The organism is Streptomyces sp. NPDC051578 (assembly GCF_044454045.1).
GTDB lineage: Bacteria > Actinomycetota > Actinomycetes > Streptomycetales > Streptomycetaceae > Streptomyces.
Genome location: NZ_JBITDH010000004.1, coordinates 24,376 through 39,291 on the forward strand (window position 1 = coordinate 24,376; position 14,916 = coordinate 39,291).

At 71.0% G+C, this 14,916-nt stretch carries 13 protein-coding genes and 4 tRNA genes; 7 read left to right on the forward strand and 10 right to left on the reverse strand.

What is annotated here, in order from left to right; all coding sequences use genetic code 11:
- The 5 genes from ACIA6C_RS19160 to ACIA6C_RS19180 all read right to left on the reverse strand — a co-directional run.
- Positions 1-1,777: DEAD/DEAH box helicase (locus ACIA6C_RS19160; RefSeq protein ID WP_399277351.1), on the reverse strand; the 1,777-nt coding region annotated here is incomplete at its 3' end.
- 277 nt (positions 1,778-2,054) lie between these two features.
- Positions 2,055-2,588 (reverse strand): hypothetical protein, encoded by a 534-nt coding sequence (locus tag ACIA6C_RS19165; RefSeq protein ID WP_399277353.1) that lies wholly within the window; start codon positions 2,586-2,588, stop codon positions 2,055-2,057.
- An 89-nt stretch (positions 2,589-2,677) separates the two neighbouring features.
- Entirely contained in the window at positions 2,678-3,052 is a 375-nt protein-coding gene (locus ACIA6C_RS19170; protein WP_399277355.1) for a fluoride efflux transporter FluC, read from the reverse strand.
- On the reverse strand, positions 3,049-3,522 hold the full coding sequence (locus tag ACIA6C_RS19175) for a CrcB family protein (RefSeq protein ID WP_399277357.1): 474 nt from the start codon (positions 3,520-3,522) through the stop codon (positions 3,049-3,051). The genes ACIA6C_RS19170 and ACIA6C_RS19175 overlap by 4 nt, the downstream gene beginning before the upstream one ends.
- A complete protein-coding gene (locus ACIA6C_RS19180; RefSeq protein ID WP_190185446.1) occupies positions 3,519-3,869 on the reverse strand; it encodes a metallopeptidase family protein in 351 nt (116 codons plus the stop codon). The genes ACIA6C_RS19175 and ACIA6C_RS19180 overlap by 4 nt, the downstream gene beginning before the upstream one ends.
- Before the next feature lie 111 nt (positions 3,870-3,980).
- Here ACIA6C_RS19180 and ACIA6C_RS19185 point away from each other — a divergent pair.
- The 3 genes from ACIA6C_RS19185 (at position 3,981) to ACIA6C_RS19195 (ending at position 4,264) form a co-directional block, all read left to right on the forward strand.
- Positions 3,981-4,053, forward strand: a tRNA-Glu gene (locus ACIA6C_RS19185).
- Between the two features lie 38 nt (positions 4,054-4,091).
- Positions 4,092-4,165: transfer RNA gene (locus ACIA6C_RS19190), tRNA-Asp, on the forward strand.
- 22 nt (positions 4,166-4,187) lie between these two features.
- Positions 4,188-4,264: transfer RNA gene (locus tag ACIA6C_RS19195), tRNA-Phe, on the forward strand.
- 38 nt (positions 4,265-4,302) lie between these two features.
- Here the strand turns inward: ACIA6C_RS19195 and ACIA6C_RS19200 are convergent.
- Genes ACIA6C_RS19200 through ACIA6C_RS19210 form a run of 3 tightly spaced genes read right to left on the reverse strand, consistent with a single transcriptional unit; the run spans position 4,303 to position 6,399 of the window.
- Complete coding sequence (locus ACIA6C_RS19200; protein ID WP_399277359.1) at positions 4,303-5,133, reverse strand: cytochrome c biogenesis CcdA family protein; 831 nt, start codon at positions 5,131-5,133, stop codon at positions 4,303-4,305.
- Positions 5,130-5,852, reverse strand: a complete 723-nt coding sequence (locus tag ACIA6C_RS19205) for a DsbA family protein (RefSeq protein WP_399277361.1) — start codon at positions 5,850-5,852, stop codon at positions 5,130-5,132. Before ACIA6C_RS19205 ends, ACIA6C_RS19200 begins: the two co-directional genes overlap by 4 nt.
- A 58-nt stretch (positions 5,853-5,910) precedes the next feature.
- Positions 5,911-6,399, reverse strand: coding sequence for a hypothetical protein (locus ACIA6C_RS19210; protein ID WP_399277363.1), 489 nt, complete (start codon positions 6,397-6,399; stop codon positions 5,911-5,913).
- A 118-nt stretch (positions 6,400-6,517) separates the two neighbouring features.
- Here ACIA6C_RS19210 and hrpA point away from each other — a divergent pair, with 118 nt between their 5' ends.
- Both hrpA and ACIA6C_RS19220 read left to right on the forward strand, forming a co-directional pair.
- A complete protein-coding gene (gene hrpA, locus ACIA6C_RS19215; RefSeq protein ID WP_399277365.1) occupies positions 6,518-10,441 on the forward strand; it encodes an ATP-dependent RNA helicase HrpA in 3,924 nt (1,307 codons plus the stop codon).
- A 72-nt stretch (positions 10,442-10,513) separates the two neighbouring features.
- Positions 10,514-10,587: transfer RNA gene (locus ACIA6C_RS19220), tRNA-Asp, on the forward strand.
- Positions 10,588-11,313: 726 nt separating this feature from the next.
- Here the strand turns inward: ACIA6C_RS19220 and bldC are convergent.
- The gene (gene bldC / locus ACIA6C_RS19225) at positions 11,314-11,520 is read right to left on the reverse strand and encodes a developmental transcriptional regulator BldC (RefSeq protein ID WP_003949541.1); all 207 of its coding nucleotides are present in this window, start codon (positions 11,518-11,520) and stop codon (positions 11,314-11,316) included.
- A gap of 614 nt (positions 11,521-12,134) precedes the next feature.
- The gene (locus ACIA6C_RS19230) at positions 12,135-12,989 is read right to left on the reverse strand and encodes a hypothetical protein (protein WP_361138556.1); all 855 of its coding nucleotides are present in this window, start codon (positions 12,987-12,989) and stop codon (positions 12,135-12,137) included.
- Positions 12,990-13,185: 196 nt separating this feature from the next.
- On the opposite strand from ACIA6C_RS19230, the gene ACIA6C_RS19235 reads away from it, so the two are divergent.
- Together ACIA6C_RS19235 and ACIA6C_RS19240 are read left to right on the forward strand one after the other, a co-directional pair.
- Positions 13,186-14,295 carry a Glu/Leu/Phe/Val dehydrogenase dimerization domain-containing protein gene (locus tag ACIA6C_RS19235; protein ID WP_361138558.1) on the forward strand — a complete coding sequence of 370 codons (1,110 nt, stop codon included), beginning with the start codon at positions 13,186-13,188 and terminating at the stop codon, positions 14,293-14,295.
- Positions 14,296-14,607: 312 nt separating this feature from the next.
- Entirely contained in the window at positions 14,608-14,871 is a 264-nt protein-coding gene (locus ACIA6C_RS19240) for a DUF3073 domain-containing protein (RefSeq protein ID WP_136210589.1), read from the forward strand.
- The last annotated feature ends 45 nt before the right edge of the window (positions 14,872-14,916 follow it).

Genomic DNA, 14,916 nt, shown 5'->3' on the forward strand with positions numbered 1-14,916 from the left:
TGTCGTCACGGTTGAAACCACCCGACGGACGGTCATCACGACGGAACCCACCGGACGGACGGTCACCACCGGAACGGAAACCACCCGACGGACGGTCATCGCGGCGGAACCCACCACGGTCACCGCCACGGTCCCCACCGCGGTCGTCACGACGGTTGTCGCGGCGCTCGTAGTTGCCACGCTCGTCACGGCTCTGGAAGGCCGGGCGCTCCTCGGCGACCGGCTCGGCCGCGACGGCGGCCGCGACCTCGGCGACGGCGGCCTCGGCCACCTCGGCGACAGCGGCCTCCGGGTCCTCGCCGCGCTCACGGGCGGAGCGGGCGACGAGGCGGTCGGCCTCCTCGCGCAGCTCGGCGGCGCGACGGGTCGCGCGCTCCAGCTGCTTGGTGAGGTCGGCGACCTCGCGCTCGGCCTGCTTGGCGGCGTTGTTCGCGGAGTCGGCCTGGACCTGCGTCAGCGAACGCGCACCGGTGATCTCGGCGACCTCGGGGTCGAAGGCACCGACGCCCTGGACGATGTGGCGCGAGGCGTCGACGCCCGCGTCCTCCATCAGGCGGAAGATCTGGCGGCGCTGGTGCGGGAGCGCCAGCGACACGACGACGCCGGACTTGCCGGCGCGGGCGGTACGGCCCGAGCGGTGCAGGTAGTCCTTGTGGTCGCCGGCCGGGTCCACGTTCAGGACCAGGTCGATGCCGTCGACGTGGATGCCGCGGGCGGCGACGTCGGTGGCGACGAGCGCGTTGACGTAGCCGTCCTTGAAGTCGGCGAGGACGCGGGTACGGGCACCCTGCGTCATGCCGCCGTGCAGCGCGTCGGCCTTCACGCCGGCCTCGATGAGCTGCTCGGCGATGCGGTCGGCGCCCAGCTGGGTGCGGACGAAGATGATGGTGCGGCCCTTGCGGGCGGCGATGGCGGCGGTGACCGGCGCCTTGTCCTTCGGCTTCACGACGAGCACGTGGTGCGTCATGGTCGTGACGTTGCCCTGCGCGCTGTCGACCTCGTGCGTGACGGGGTTGGACAGGTAGCGCTTGACCAGGGTGCCGATCTCGTTCTCCATGGTGGCGGAGAAGAGCATGCGCTGGCCGCCGCCGGGGATCTGGTCGAGCAGCTCGGTGACCTCGGGCAGGAAGCCCAGGTCGGCCATCTGGTCGGCCTCGTCGAGGACCGCGATCTTGACGTTCTCCAGGGAGCAGGCGCCGCGGTTGATGATGTCGCGCAGGCGGCCGGGGGTGGCGACGAGGACGTCGACACCGCGCTCCAGGGCGTAGATCTGGTTGCCCATGGAGGTACCGCCGCAGACGACCTTCATCTTGAGGCCGAGGACGTCGCCGTAGGGCTGGAGGGCGTCCGCGACCTGCATCGCGAGCTCACGCGTCGGCGTGAGGATGATGGCGCGCGGCTTCTTCTTCTCGGTGTGGCCGCCGGCCAGGGAGGCCAGGGTCGGCAGACCGAAGGAGAGGGTCTTGCCGGAGCCGGTGCGGCCACGGCCGAGGATGTCCTTGCCGGCCAGGGCGTCCGGGATGGTCGCGGCCTGGATCGGGAAGGGGGCGGTGACACCGTTCTGGGCGAGCTTGCGCACGATGCCCTCGGGCAGACCGAGGTCGCCGAAGGTGATGGTGGGCTCGGCGTCGCCGGAGGCGGCGTCGGAGGACTGGTCGGTCGTCACATCAGCCTCAAGAGCCTCGATGATGTCGTTCGCCTCGGCGGCCTCGATGGCCTCGGTGACCACAAGGGCCTCAACGGCGTCGACGATCTCGTTGGAGTCGTTCTCGGGCATGACGGCACGGTCAGAACTGGAAATGGACATGCGAAATGCGAAACCTTCCGGAGTCTCGGCACGCGCCCAAACTCCGTGAATCGCAAATCGACCGCCTCAATGCGGTCAGCCACGGCTAGGGAGAGTACGCGCCACACGGCGCTCTTCGGATTCGGCGCCGGGCAATGGGATCAAACGATCTATAACCATACGCACCCTCCCCCGGGTCTGGCAAGTTCCTCCCGCAGAAAGGTTCTGACCTGCGGCGATGCCCCGGGGCGAGGTGCGGTCGGCCCGCCTACTGCGCCGTCGACGCGCTCGGCTCGGGCTGCGGGGAGGCGGTGGGCGTCGGAGTGGGTTCCGTCACAGGCGGACCACTGGGCGACGGTGTGGGCGGCGTCACGACGGGCCCGCCGGAGCCCGACCCCGACCCGCCCGAACCGGAACCGCCGCCGGCTCCCGATCCGCCTCCCGACGGCACCTGCGACCCCTGCCCGCCCGCTCCGCCGCCCGGTCCGGCCGACGGCGAGGGCACCCCGGGCTTCCCCGCCGGTGCGCCGGGGCTGGGCGAGGCCCCGGCCCCGCCGCCCGCCTTCCCCGGCTCCCCGGGCTTGCCCGGCACGGCCGCCGCGTCCTTCGTACCGTGGCCGTCGCCGTACACCCCGGACCCCCGCCCGGTGGTGGCGCCCCCGATGGAAGTGGCGCCCTTGTCGCCCGCCGAGGAGGAGGGACCCGGCTTGGCGGCGTCCTCGCCGACGCTCATGCAGCCGGCCGACGCCGCGATCGCGAGCGCGGCGGCGACCAGTCGGAGGGAAGCGGACAACTGGCGCACGGGGGCACCTCCGGAAGGGGACGGGGAGCACGGCCCGCACCGGGCGGGTCAATGTGCCCAACTCCCTTTACCCCGTAAGAGACACGCCCTCAGGCGAACAGCGCTCGCGCCACCTGCGACCCGAGGTGTACGGACCCCAGCCCGACCAGCACCGAAGCCACCACGTTCGCCGCGGCCAGGAACCTCCAGCCGCGCTCGGCCAGCCGCAGCGTCTCGTACGAGAACGTCGAGTACGTGCTGAGCGCCCCGCACAGCCCCGTCCCGAGCAGCGGACCGAGCCGCGCGGGAGCCGCGCCGGCCAGCAGCGCGCCCGTCAACAGGCCCAGCACCAGGCAGGCGCCCGCGTTCACCACGAAGGTCCCCCACGGGAAGACCGAGTCGTGCCGGGCCTGCACCGCCCGGTCGGTGAGGTAGCGCAGCGGCGCCCCCACCACCGCGCCCGCGATCACGAGCAGCCAGTTCACCCGCGCCCCCTTACGGCGAGCCGGGTCACGGACGCCGCCGCCCAGACCGCCCCCAGCGCCGCGGCCACCGTCAACCCGGCGTACCCGAGCGCGACGCCGGCCTCGCCCTCGTCCAGCAGGCGCGAGAACTCGACCGCGTAGGTGGAGAAGGTGGTGAAACCGCCCAGCACCCCCACCCCCGCGAAGGGCCGGACCAGCGGGTGCGGCGCCTTCCGGCCGCCCTCGCCGATCAGCACCATCAGCACGCCGATCAGCGCGCAGCCCGTGACGTTGGTCCAGAAGGTCGCCCACGGGAAGGCGCCCGGGCCGGCCGGCCACATCAGGGAGAGCCCGTAGCGCGCCGAGGCGCCGACGGCCCCGCCCGCCGCCACGGCGGCGAGCACCCGGCCCTGCGGCTCGGTGCGCTGCTCCGGCACATGGAGGTCGACGTCCGGGTCGATGGCCTCGGAGCCGGGGACCGGCCGGGTCACCCGTAGCCCAGGTCGTGGAGGCGCTCGTCGTCGATCCCGAAGTGGTGGGCGATCTCGTGCACGACCGTGACCTCCGTCTCCGCGACCACGCTCTCCCGGTCCTCGCACATGCGCAAGGTGGGGTTGCGGTAGATGGTGATCCGGTCGGGGAGGACCCCGGCGTACCACTCGCCGCGGTCGGTCAGGGGGGTGCCCTCGTAGAGACCGAGCAGCTCCGGGTCCTGCGCCGGCGGCTCGTCCTCGACGAAGACCGCCACGTTGTCCATCAGTCGGGTGAGCTCGGGAGGGATCCGGTCCAGGGCCTCTGCGACGAGTTCCTCGAACTCCTCGCGCGTCATCTCCAGCACCCGGTCATTGTCCCTCGGGGACACTCGCGGAAACCGTTTTGGCGATAGGTCCCGACATCCCATATGCTTCTCACGTCCCCGACGCGCTGAAAAGTGCCCGGCGGGCCTTTAGCCCTCATCGTCTAGTGGCCCAGGACGCCGCCCTTTCAAGGCGGTAGCACGGGTTCGAATCCCGTTGGGGGTACGCAACACCATGTGCAAGACTTGTTCTTGCACAAACCAGGTCCTGTGGAGCAGTTGGTTAGCTCGCCACCCTGTCAAGGTGGAGGTCGCGGGTTCAAGTCCCGTCAGGATCGCTGAGGCTGGAAACAGTCTCGTGGCTGGGTAGCTCAGTTGGTACGAGCGATCGCCTGAAAAGCGATAGGTCGCCGGTTCGACCCCGGCCCCAGCCACCACAGGGAAGGCCCCGTCCATCGGACGGGGCCTTCCTGCGTCACCCGGCCGCCTCCCGGACCTTGCGGCGCCACCGCGCCAGGGCGGCGCCCGGCGCTCCTACGGCGACCAGCGCGAGCACCGCCCAGTCCGGTACGGCCCGCGCCACCGACTGCACCCACCGCTCGACGGCGAACGAGTCGTCCACGTCCAGCAGCCCGGGCAGGGCGCTCGCCCCGTCGTACAGCAGGAACAGCGCGCCGAGGGTGATGAAGAACAGCCCGGACAGCAGCGAGGTGGTGTGCAGCCGCAACCGGCCGCACCGCACGGTCCGCCCGCGCAGCCAGCGCCGGCCTCCCAGGTCGAAGCGCTCCCACAGCAGCGCCAGCAGGAACAGCGGCACGGCCATGCCCAGCGCGTACACGGCCAGCAGCAGCCCGCCGTAGACCGGGCTGCCGCCGACCGCCGCCACCGTCAGCACGCTGCCCAGGATCGGCCCGGCGCAGAACCCGGCCAGTCCGTAGAGCGAGCCCAGCGCGTACACCGACAGGGCGGTGGTCGGGCGGATCCGCCCCGAAAGCCGCGCGGCCCGCTTGGAGGCGAAGCCGAGGCCCAGGATCTGGGCGAGACCGAGCGCGATGATCAGCCAGCCGCCGGCCAGGACGAGCCCGTCCCGGTGGCCGTGGAAGAACCGGCCCGCGTACGAACCGGCCGCGCCCAGCGGTACGAGGGTGCTCGCGAGGCCCGCGTAGAAGATGCCGGTGCGGGCCAGCAGCCGGGACGCGGAGTCGATCGAGTACGCGAAGAAGGCGGGCAGCAGCAGCGCGCTGCACGGGCTGAGCAGCGCCAGCAGGCCGCCCAGCAGGGCGGCGAGGTATCCGATGCCGTTCACTTCGAGCCCTGCGCCGCCCGGGTCTTGGCGCGGGCGATCGCCGCCTCGAAGGCGCCGAGCGGCTGCGCACCGGCCAGCGGCTCCCCGTTGACCAGGAAGGACGGGGTGGAGGTGACCCCGATGCGGTAGCCCTCCTCCTGGTCCTCGCGCAGGGCGGCGGAGGCCTGCGCGCCGGCCATGTCCCGGTGGAACCGGTCGAGGTCGGGCACACCGGCCGCCCGCGCCAGCTCGGTCAGTCGTTCCTCGCCGAAGCCCTTCTCCTTGGACCCTTCGGCGTACGCCGCCGCGTGGAACTGCGCGAACCGGTCCTGCCGGCCCGCGGCCCAGGCGGCCTTCGCGGCGGCCTCGGACTCGGCGCCGAAGATCGGGAAGTTGCGCCACTCGATGCGCAGGGTGCCGTCCTCGACGTACTTGCGCATCAGCGCGGGTTCGGTGTCGCGGGCGAACTTGCCGCAGTAGCCGCACTTGAAGTCGGAGTACTCGATCAGCACCACGGGGGCGTCGGGCCGCCCGGCGGCCAGCTTGTCCGCGGGCTCCCGGCGGGCGAGCGCCGCCAGCGGGTCAGGGGCGCCGGCGGCTTCGGGCGCGGAGGCCGCCGGGGACGAGGCGGGCTCGTGCCGGTCCGAGGTGGCCTGCCAGGACACGATCCCCAGGGTGATCGCGGCGAGGGCGGTGGCGGCGGAGTACAGCAGGGGCTTGCGGGAGGGGGCGGAAGGCATACGGGTGCTCCAGAGCGGTGGTACGGGTGGTGTGCGGGACCGGCGTGGGGCCGGTCCGCTACACCCGCATCACGGACAGCTCCACGGGTCCCGGTGCGGGGCGGTCCGGCCCGCGTACGCGCACCCCTGCCGGCAGCGCCCGCCCGGGGGTGTCCGGCCCTACCGGGAGCCGGACCGCAGGGGCGCAGGCGTGGTCCCGCCCGTCGCGCGGCGGCACGGCGGGGGCTCGGCCGTGGTCCCCGGCGCCGGGTGAGCAGGCCGGGCCCCGGCCCTCGTACGCCACGGCGGCGGCCTCGGCGTCCGGCGCCGCGGCGGAGGCGGTCCGAGCCGCGGGGGCCATGGGAGCGCGGGGCCCCGCGGAGGCCGCGGTCGCCGTGGGCCCCCCGGAGGACGTGGTCGCCACGGAATGCGCGGGGGCCCCGGAATGCGCGGGGGCCGCGGACGTCCCGGCCGCCCCGACCGCCCCGACCGCCCCCGGGGCCGTCGTCGCCGACAGCACCGCGAGGACGGCGGCGAGCAGCCACCACACTCCACGGGCGCGGGACATGGCGGGCCTCTCACTCGCGGGACGGTGGGTTTAAGGTGATCTGGTCCCGAAATGGTACGGGTAGGTGCGACAAATGCGTTCGCCACCCGACGCTCCCGGGTGAGATCCTCGATCAGGTATGTCTACTTCCTTTGCCGCCCTGCAGACGCTTCTCGGTGAGATCCCCCTCCGTGACGCGCACCGCCTCGGCCGCCGCCTCGAAGGCGCCCGCCGCATCCGCAAGCCCGAGGCCAAGCAGGCCGTGCTCGACGAGATCGCCGCGGAGGCCGAGAAGGCCGCCGCGCGTCTGGCCGGCCGTGCCTCGCGCATGCCCGAGGTCACGTATCCCGAGAACCTGCCCGTCAGCCAGAAGAAGGACGAGATCGCCGAGGCGATACGCGACCACCAGGTCGTGATCGTCGCGGGCGAGACCGGCTCCGGCAAGACCACCCAGATCCCCAAGATCTGCATGGAGCTCGGCCGCGGTGTCCGGGGCATGATCGGCCACACCCAGCCGCGCCGGATCGCCGCCCGCACCGTCGCGGAGCGCATCGCCGAAGAGCTGCGGTCCGAGATCGGGCAGACCGTCGGCTGGAAGGTCCGCTTCACCGACCAGGTGGACCAGGACGCCACCTTCGTGAAGCTGATGACGGACGGCATCCTGCTCGCCGAGATCCAGACGGACCGCGAGCTGCGCGCGTACGACACGATCATCATCGACGAGGCCCACGAGCGGTCCCTGAACATCGACTTCCTGCTGGGCTACCTCTCCCAGCTGCTGCCGAAGCGCCCCGACCTCAAGGTCGTGATCACCTCGGCGACCATCGACCCGCAGCGCTTCTCCCGCCACTTCGGGGACGCGCCGATCGTGGAGGTCAGCGGTCGTACGTACCCGGTGGAGGTGCGCTACCGGCCCCTTCTGGAAGAGGACGCCGAAGACTCCGACCGCGACCAGATCACCGCGATCTGCGAGGCCGTCGACGAGCTCCAGTCCGAGGGCCCGGGCGACATCCTCGTGTTCCTCTCCGGTGAACGCGAGATCCGCGACACGGCGGATGCCCTGAACAAGCGGAACCTGAGGTTCACCGAGGTCCTGCCCCTCTACGCACGCCTCTCGCACGCCGAGCAGCACCGCGTGTTCCAGCAGCACACGGGCCGGCGGATCGTGCTGGCGACCAACGTCGCCGAGACCTCCCTCACCGTCCCCGGCATCAAGTACGTGATCGACCCGGGCACGGCCCGGATCTCCCGCTACAGCCACCGCACCAAGGTCCAGCGGCTGCCCATCGAGCGGATCTCGCAGGCCAGCGCCAACCAGCGCAAGGGCCGCTGCGGCCGTACGTCGGACGGCATCTGCATCCGGCTGTACTCCGAGGACGACTTCAACGCCCGCCCGGAGTTCACCGACGCCGAGATCCTGCGCACCAACCTGGCCTCCGTCATCCTGCAGATGACCGCGGCCGGCCTCGGCGAGATCGAGAAGTTCCCCTTCATCGACCCGCCGGACCACCGCAACATCCGCGACGGCGTCCAGCTCCTCCAGGAGCTCGGCGCGCTCGACCCGTCGGAGAAGGACGCGCGCAAGCGGCTCACGCCGATGGGCCGCCAGCTCTCCCAGCTGCCGGTCGACCCGCGCCTGGCCCGCATGGTCGTCGAGGCCGACAAGAACAACTGCGTCCGCGAGGTCATGGTCATCGCGGCGGCCCTGTCCATCCAGGACCCCCGCGAGCGCCCCTCGGACAAGCAGACCCAGGCCGACCAGAACCACGCCCGCTTCAAGGACGAGACGAGCGACTTCCTGTCGTTCCTGAACATGTGGCGTTACATCCGCGAGCAGCAGAAGGAGCGCGGCTCCTCCTCCTTCCGCCGGATGTGCAAGCAGGAGTACCTGAACTTCCTGCGGATCCGCGAGTGGCAGGACATCTACTCGCAGCTGCGCACGGTCGCCAAGACCATGGGCATCCACGTCAACGAGGCCGACGCCCCCGAGCACAGCGTCCACGTCTCGCTGCTGGCCGGTCTGCTCTCGCACATCGGCCTCAAGGACACCGACAAGAACGAGTACCTCGGCGCCCGGGGCGCCAAGTTCGCGGTCTTCCCGGGTTCGGCGCTGTTCAAGAAGCAGCCGAAGTTCCTGATGTCCGCGGAGCTGGTGGAGACCTCGCGGCTGTGGGCGCGGGTGAACGCCAAGGTGGAGCCGGAGTGGGTGGAGCCGCTCGCGCAGCACCTGATCAAGCGCACGTACAGCGAGCCGCACTGGGAGAAGGACCAGGCCGCCGTGATGGCGTACGAGAAGGTCACGCTCTACGGCGTGCCGATCGTCGCCCAGCGGAAGATCAACTACGGGCGGATCGATCCCGAGGTCTCCCGCGAGCTGTTCATCCGCAACGCCCTGGTCGAGGGCGACTGGCGGACCCACCACAAGTTCTACGCCGACAACCGCAAGCTCCTCACCGAGGTGGAGGAGCTGGAGAACCGGGCGCGGCGCCGGGACATCGTCGTGGACGACGAGACCCTGTTCGACTTCTACGACCAGCGCATCCCCGAGCACGTGGTGTCGGGGGCGCACTTCGACTCCTGGTGGAAGCACAAGAAGCGCGAGGAGCCCGAACTCCTCGACTTCGAGCGCGAGATGCTGCTGACGGAGAAGGCGGCCGGGGTCACCAAGGCTGACTACCCGGACACCTGGCGGCAGGGGCAACTGAAGTTCCGGGTGACGTACCAGTTCGAACCGGGCGCGGACGCGGACGGCGTGACCGTGCACATCCCGCTCCAGGTGCTGAACCAGGTCACCGACGAGGGCTTCGACTGGCAGATCCCAGGTCTGCGGGAAGAGGTCGTCACCGAACTGATCCGTTCGCTGCCCAAGCCGATCCGGCGGCACTACGTACCCGCGCCGAACTTCGCGACGCGTTTCCTGGCGACGGCGCAGCCCCTCCAGGAGCCGCTGCACGTGACGCTGGCGCGCGAGCTGCACCGGATGGTCGGGGTGCCGGTCTCGGCCGACGACTTCGACCTGGGCCGCATCCCGGACCACTTGAAGATCACCTTCCGGATCGTCGACGAGCGGCGCAAGAAGCTGGCCGAGGCCAAGGACCTGGAGGCGCTGCGCCTGCGGCTCAGGCCGAAGGCCCGTCAGGCGCTGTCCCAGGCCGCCGCGGCCACCGCCGAGCGGGCGGGCGGGGAGTCGGTGGAGCGGACCGGGCTGACGGACTGGACGATCGGGACGCTGAGCAAGGTCTTCGAGACCCGGCGCGCCGGGCAGCCGGTGAAGGCCTACCCGGCGCTGGTGGACGCGGGTGAGAGCGTGTCCGTACGGCTCTTCGACACCGAGGCCGAGCAGCAGCGGGCGATGTGGCTCGGCACCCGGAAGCTGATCCTCCTGGGGATCCCGGTCAACCCGGCCAAGTTCGCCTCGGACAAGCTGACCAACCAGCAGAAGCTGGCCCTCTCGCGGAACCCGCACGGCTCGGTCCAGGCGCTGTTCGACGACTGCGCGACCGCTGCGACGGACAAGCTGATCGCCGACCACGGCGGCCCCGCCTGGGACGAGGCCGGCTTCCGGAAGCTGTTCGACGCCGTGCGGGCCGACCTGGTGGACACCACCGTGCGGACCGTCGGGCAGGTGCAGCAGATCCTGGCGGCCTGGCAGGCCTGCGAGCGGCGCGTGAAGTCCACCAACAGCCTGGCGCTGATGGCGAACGTCCAGGACGTGAAGGCCCAGCTGGCGGCGCTGATGCCGGCCGGCTTCGTGACGCTGACGGGGCTGCGGCGGCTCCCGGACCTGATGCGGTACCTGGTGGCGATCGACCGGCGGCTGCAGCAGATGCCCACGGCCGTCCAGCGGGATACGACCCGGATGGAGAAGGTCCACGAGATGCGGGACGAGTACCTGTGGCTGCTGGAGCAGCTGCCGAAGGGCCGCCCGGTGCCGGAGGCGGTCACCGAGATCCGCTGGATGATCGAGGAGCTGCGCGTCAGTTACTTCGCGCACGCGCTCGGCACGGCGTACCCGATCTCCGACAAGCGGATCGTGAAGGCGGTGGACGCAGCGGCTCCCTGATCGGGTTCGACTGCACCCCCTGAGCTGCTGTACAGTCTGATTCGCAGCCGCCCGCTGGGTAGCGCGCATCGAGGACCTGTGGAGCAGTTGGTTAGCTCGCCACCCTGTCAAGGTGGAGGTCGCGGGTTCAAGTCCCGTCAGGTTCGCAGAAACGTCAGGGCCCGTATCCCCCAGGGGATGCGGGCCCTGACGCGTTGTCGGGTTCCGGTGCGCGGTGCTGCTGCTCCTGTCCGGCGAGGGCCCGGCCGGCTTCCCCGCCGCCGAACCGGCCCCGGGCGCTCGGGGCTCCGCAGGCGGTCCGGAACGCTTGCGGCTCCGCAGGCGGTCCTGGGCGCTTGGGGCGCCCGCAGGCGGTCCTGAGCTCCGCCGGGAGAGCGCGTGGGGATCTTGGGGCGCGCGGGGCGCCGTACGGGCCCTCTCGGGGCTCCGCGCGACACAGGGGGCGGACGAGCGGCGCCGCGCTCCGGGATCGCCCCTTCGTGTGAGGCCGAGGAGGGTGACACGTCCCCTTGCGGGTGCATTGCCGGATGTACAAGGGGCGTCAGCTGTGACGGGTGTCACCACATGAGTTTTCGTGAGTCGTACTTTTATCACACCCATATGCCGACTCAATTTAATATGTGCAATGGCACCTGCCCGGCCGGGTTCCTCCGGCGCCGGCGATTCGGACCCCCGGCCGTCGCCTTCCGGGCATAAAAAGATCGCGCTGGACCCGGCGGAGTCCAGCGCGATCGAACGGCGAAACCTGTTGGGGCAGGTTCCACCGTTTGAAGCCTTGTGGGTTTCATCGGATTGGGGGATCCGTTTCATGCCCTCCCCCGGCCGTCAGCCGGGAGCTGTCCCCAAAGGGAATTGGGGTCGTGCTGCGAGCCTCAGGCCTCGCTGCGCTGCTGCGGAATTCCCGCGAGCAGTGCGCGGACCTCAGCCTCGCGGTAACGGCGGTGTCCACCCAGGGTGCGGATGGACGTGAGCTTGCCAGCCTTGGCCCAGCGGGTGACCGTCTTCGGGTCCACGCGGAACATCGTGGCAACCTCAGCCGGGGTCAGCAGCGGCTCGGCATCAGGGGTGCGAGCGGTCATGAGCGGCCTCCTCGGGAGAACCGAACCATCTCGGTTCTTTCCTCTAAATTCTGCACCTTGGCCCACGTTGCCCGAAATGGACACACGCAGGCCGAGTCGGTTATAGGACGAACGGCTTGTCCTCGGCACTACAACTACACCATCCGTCCAGCCTCGACGGCCAAACCGATGGAATTGCCCTCCGAGGTGTTCATCAGCGGCGGAAGCCGATGGACCGTCCCATAACGGACAGTCACCCCACTGTGACGATCAGTCACAGAGCGATCAGGAGTCGACAGACCCCCCGTAGAGTGCAATACCGAGCATTCCGCCCAAAGTTGGGTGGAAGGAACCCTCCCCGGACTCCTTGTCCTATTTTGGCACGAGGGTAGGGGAAGGGCGCAAGGGTGTGGTTAGTGCGGTCCGTCACGCTTGAGTCAATGGCCCGGATCGGGACGTAGGTCCTGGAACAAAGACCCAAATGCCGCGATCAAGCCGCTGATCTGCGTTTTATGGCCGATCGGACGATACGGGTGACCCGGCGGCCTCCGCTAGGGACATTCCGGGCCGGTTCGGCCGATGCTGCCTCCGGAGGCGGCTCCGGAGGGCGTCCGGGGGCCTCCACCGACCCCTCACTAGTTCGCGAACAGTCGCTCCCGGACCGCCTTCCAGCGCTCCGCCAGGTCCGTGTACGCGTCGGTCGCGCCCTGCGAGTCCCCAGCCCGCAGCGCCGCGATGCCCCTCGCCAGGTCGCGGGCCGAGCGGTCGCCGGCCAGGGCGGCCTCCGGCAGCGCGTGCAGCAGCCCGCCGTAGTCCAGCTCGACCATCGAGCGCGGGTGGAACTCCTCCAGCCAGCTCCCGACCTCCACCAGCCCCTGCGCGAGCATCCCGTAGCCCTCGGCGGCCCGCAGCGTCCGCAGCCCGCGCGCCAGCCGCCGCCTGGCCTGCACCATCGGCGTCCGGTAGCGCAGCCGCTCGCCCGGCAGGTAATCCCGCTCCTCGTCCGCCACCAGCACGAACCACCGCAGCGGGACCTGCCACACCGCGGTGCGGATCCACGGCCGCCCGTCCGGGTTCCGCTCGCGCCAGGCCTCGTACGCCTCGGCCGCCCGGCGGCGGGCCGAGGGCGGCAGCGCCGCGTCCAGCACCGGACGGGGGAACTCCGCCTCCAGCTCCTGGAGCGCCAGCCAGCCGCGCAGCCTGGTCCGCCACGGGCAGACCAGCAGCACCCCGTCCAGTTCCGCCGTGAACGCGTCCCCGCTCTCGTGCGCCGGGACCCCGACGACCGGAACCCGGACCAAGTCCGCCAGCGACCTGCGCAGTTCGTCCTGGGCGGTCGGGGCGTCCCCGCGCCGGGCGTAGCCGGACCAGTGCGCCCGCTCGGCCTCGGGGAAGGCCGCCAGCGGCTCGTAGACCCGCAGGTAGGAGGCGTACGGCACGGTCGGACCGGTGCGGGCGGAGGGCAGCCGGCGCTCGGGGGATTCGCTCACGTTCTCGTACTCCCCCGAGCGGCCCGGCAGTACTCCGGACGAGGGTCCCCAGGTCACCGGTCACACGGGAGTGTTCCGATCTACGGACGGGGAGTTCCCATCCGCCTCCCAGGTCTTACGCTGCTCCCAGCACGCCCTCCCCCCACCCGCAGGGCGGGCGTCATTCCGCCGCATCTCTTCCATGGGAGTCACCACCGTGACCGAAATGACCGACGGCGTCCTGCACACCCTGTTCCGTACGGAACAGGGTGGCCACGAGCAAGTCGTGCTGTGCCAGGACCGGGCCACGGGCCTCAAGGCCGTCATCGCCATCCACTCCACCGCCCTGGGCCCCGCCCTCGGCGGTACGCGCTTCCACGCGTACGCCTCGGACGAGGAAGCCGTCCGCGACGCGCTGAACCTCTCGCGCGGCATGTCGTACAAGAACGCCCTCGCCGGTCTCGACCACGGCGGCGGCAAGGCCGTCATCATCGGTGACCCCGACACCCTCAAGAGCGAGGAACTGCTGCTGGCCTACGGCCGGTTCGTGGACTCCCTCGGCGGCCGCTACGTGACCGCCTGCGACGTCGGCACGTACGTCGCCGACATGGACGTGGTGGCCCGCACGACCCGCTGGGCGACCGGCCGCTCCCCCGAGAACGGCGGCGCCGGCGACTCCTCGGTGCTCACCTCCTTCGGCGTCTTCCAGGGCATGCGCGCCAGCGCCCAGCACCTGTGGGGCGACCCGACGCTGCGCGGTCGCAAGGTCGCCGTCGCGGGTGTCGGCAAGGTCGGCAAGCACCTGGTCGAACACCTTCTGGAGGACGGCGCCGAGGTCGTGATCACCGACGTCCGCCAGGAGTCGGTGCAGGCCATCCTCGACAAGCACGCCACCGGCAAGTACGCGGGCAAGGTCACCGCCGTCGCCGGCACGGACGCGCTGATCCGCGTCGAGGGCCTGGACATCTACGCCCCCTGCGCGCTGGGCGGTGCGCTGAACGACGACTCGGTGCCGGCCCTGACCGCGAAGGTCGTGTGCGGCGCCGCGAACAACCAGCTCGCGCACCCGGGCGTCGAGAAGGACCTCGCGGACCGCGGGATCCTCTACGCCCCCGACTACGTCGTGAACGCGGGCGGTGTCATCCAGGTCGCGGACGAGCTGCACGGCTTCGACTTCGACCGCTGCAAGGCGAAGGCGGCGAAGATCTTCGACACCACGCTCGCCATATTCGCACGTGCGAAGGCGGACGGCATCCCGCCGGCCGCCGCGGCCGACCGGATCGCCGAGCAGCGGATGTCGGACGCCCGCGCCGCCGGCGCGCTCTGATCCGTCCCCGCCGCGCCCGGGGGACCCGCCGCCACCGCCGGCAGGGTCCCCCGGGCCACCGGGGAGACGGAACTCACTGCGCTTCGGCGGGTCGCGCGCCAGGAAAGGGCTAAAATCGCAGCTGACCAGCGAGTACGGGGTGTCTCGTTGGTACTGCACCGGGGCGCGTCATGCGGGCGGCGTACCGTATGGCCGCGGAAGCAGGTACCGTTGAACCCCTACGGACGGTCTCTTCACGGAGAGCCCGCTCCGAACCATGAACGCGTGTCAGACTCTGGGGCCGTCGAGCCCCGTCACCGAGGGGGTCGAGCCATGGGGCGCGGCCGGGCCAAGGCCAAGCAGACAAAGGTCGCCCGCCAGCTGAAGTACAACAGCGGCGGGACTGACCTCTCGCGTCTGGCCAATGAGCTGGGCGCATCGCCGACAGAGCCGCTGCCTATCAGCGCGCCGGTCGAAGTCGATGACGATCTGGACGACGACGACCCGTACGCCAAGTACGCGGAGCTGTACAACAGCGATGACGACGAGGACGAGGACGAAGAGTCCGGTCCGTCGGCGCACCGCCGCGGCGCTTGACGCACACCGCGTCCGCCACGCTCAGAGTCTTGAGCGACTCGAAGT

Coding starts and splice junctions, on each gene's coding strand:
- ACIA6C_RS19205 (WP_399277361.1), bottom strand. CDS start 5,852: ATGCCTTCCGCCCCCTCCCGCAAGCCCCTGCTGTACTCCGCCGCCACC.
- ACIA6C_RS19210 (WP_399277363.1), bottom strand. CDS start 6,399: ATGTCCCGCGCCCGTGGAGTGTGGTGGCTGCTCGCCGCCGTCCTCGCG.
- hrpA (WP_399277365.1), top strand. CDS start 6,518: ATGTCTACTTCCTTTGCCGCCCTGCAGACGCTTCTCGGTGAGATCCCC.
- bldC (WP_003949541.1), bottom strand. CDS start 11,520: ATGACCGCTCGCACCCCTGATGCCGAGCCGCTGCTGACCCCGGCTGAG.
- ACIA6C_RS19240 (WP_136210589.1), top strand. CDS start 14,608: ATGGGGCGCGGCCGGGCCAAGGCCAAGCAGACAAAGGTCGCCCGCCAG.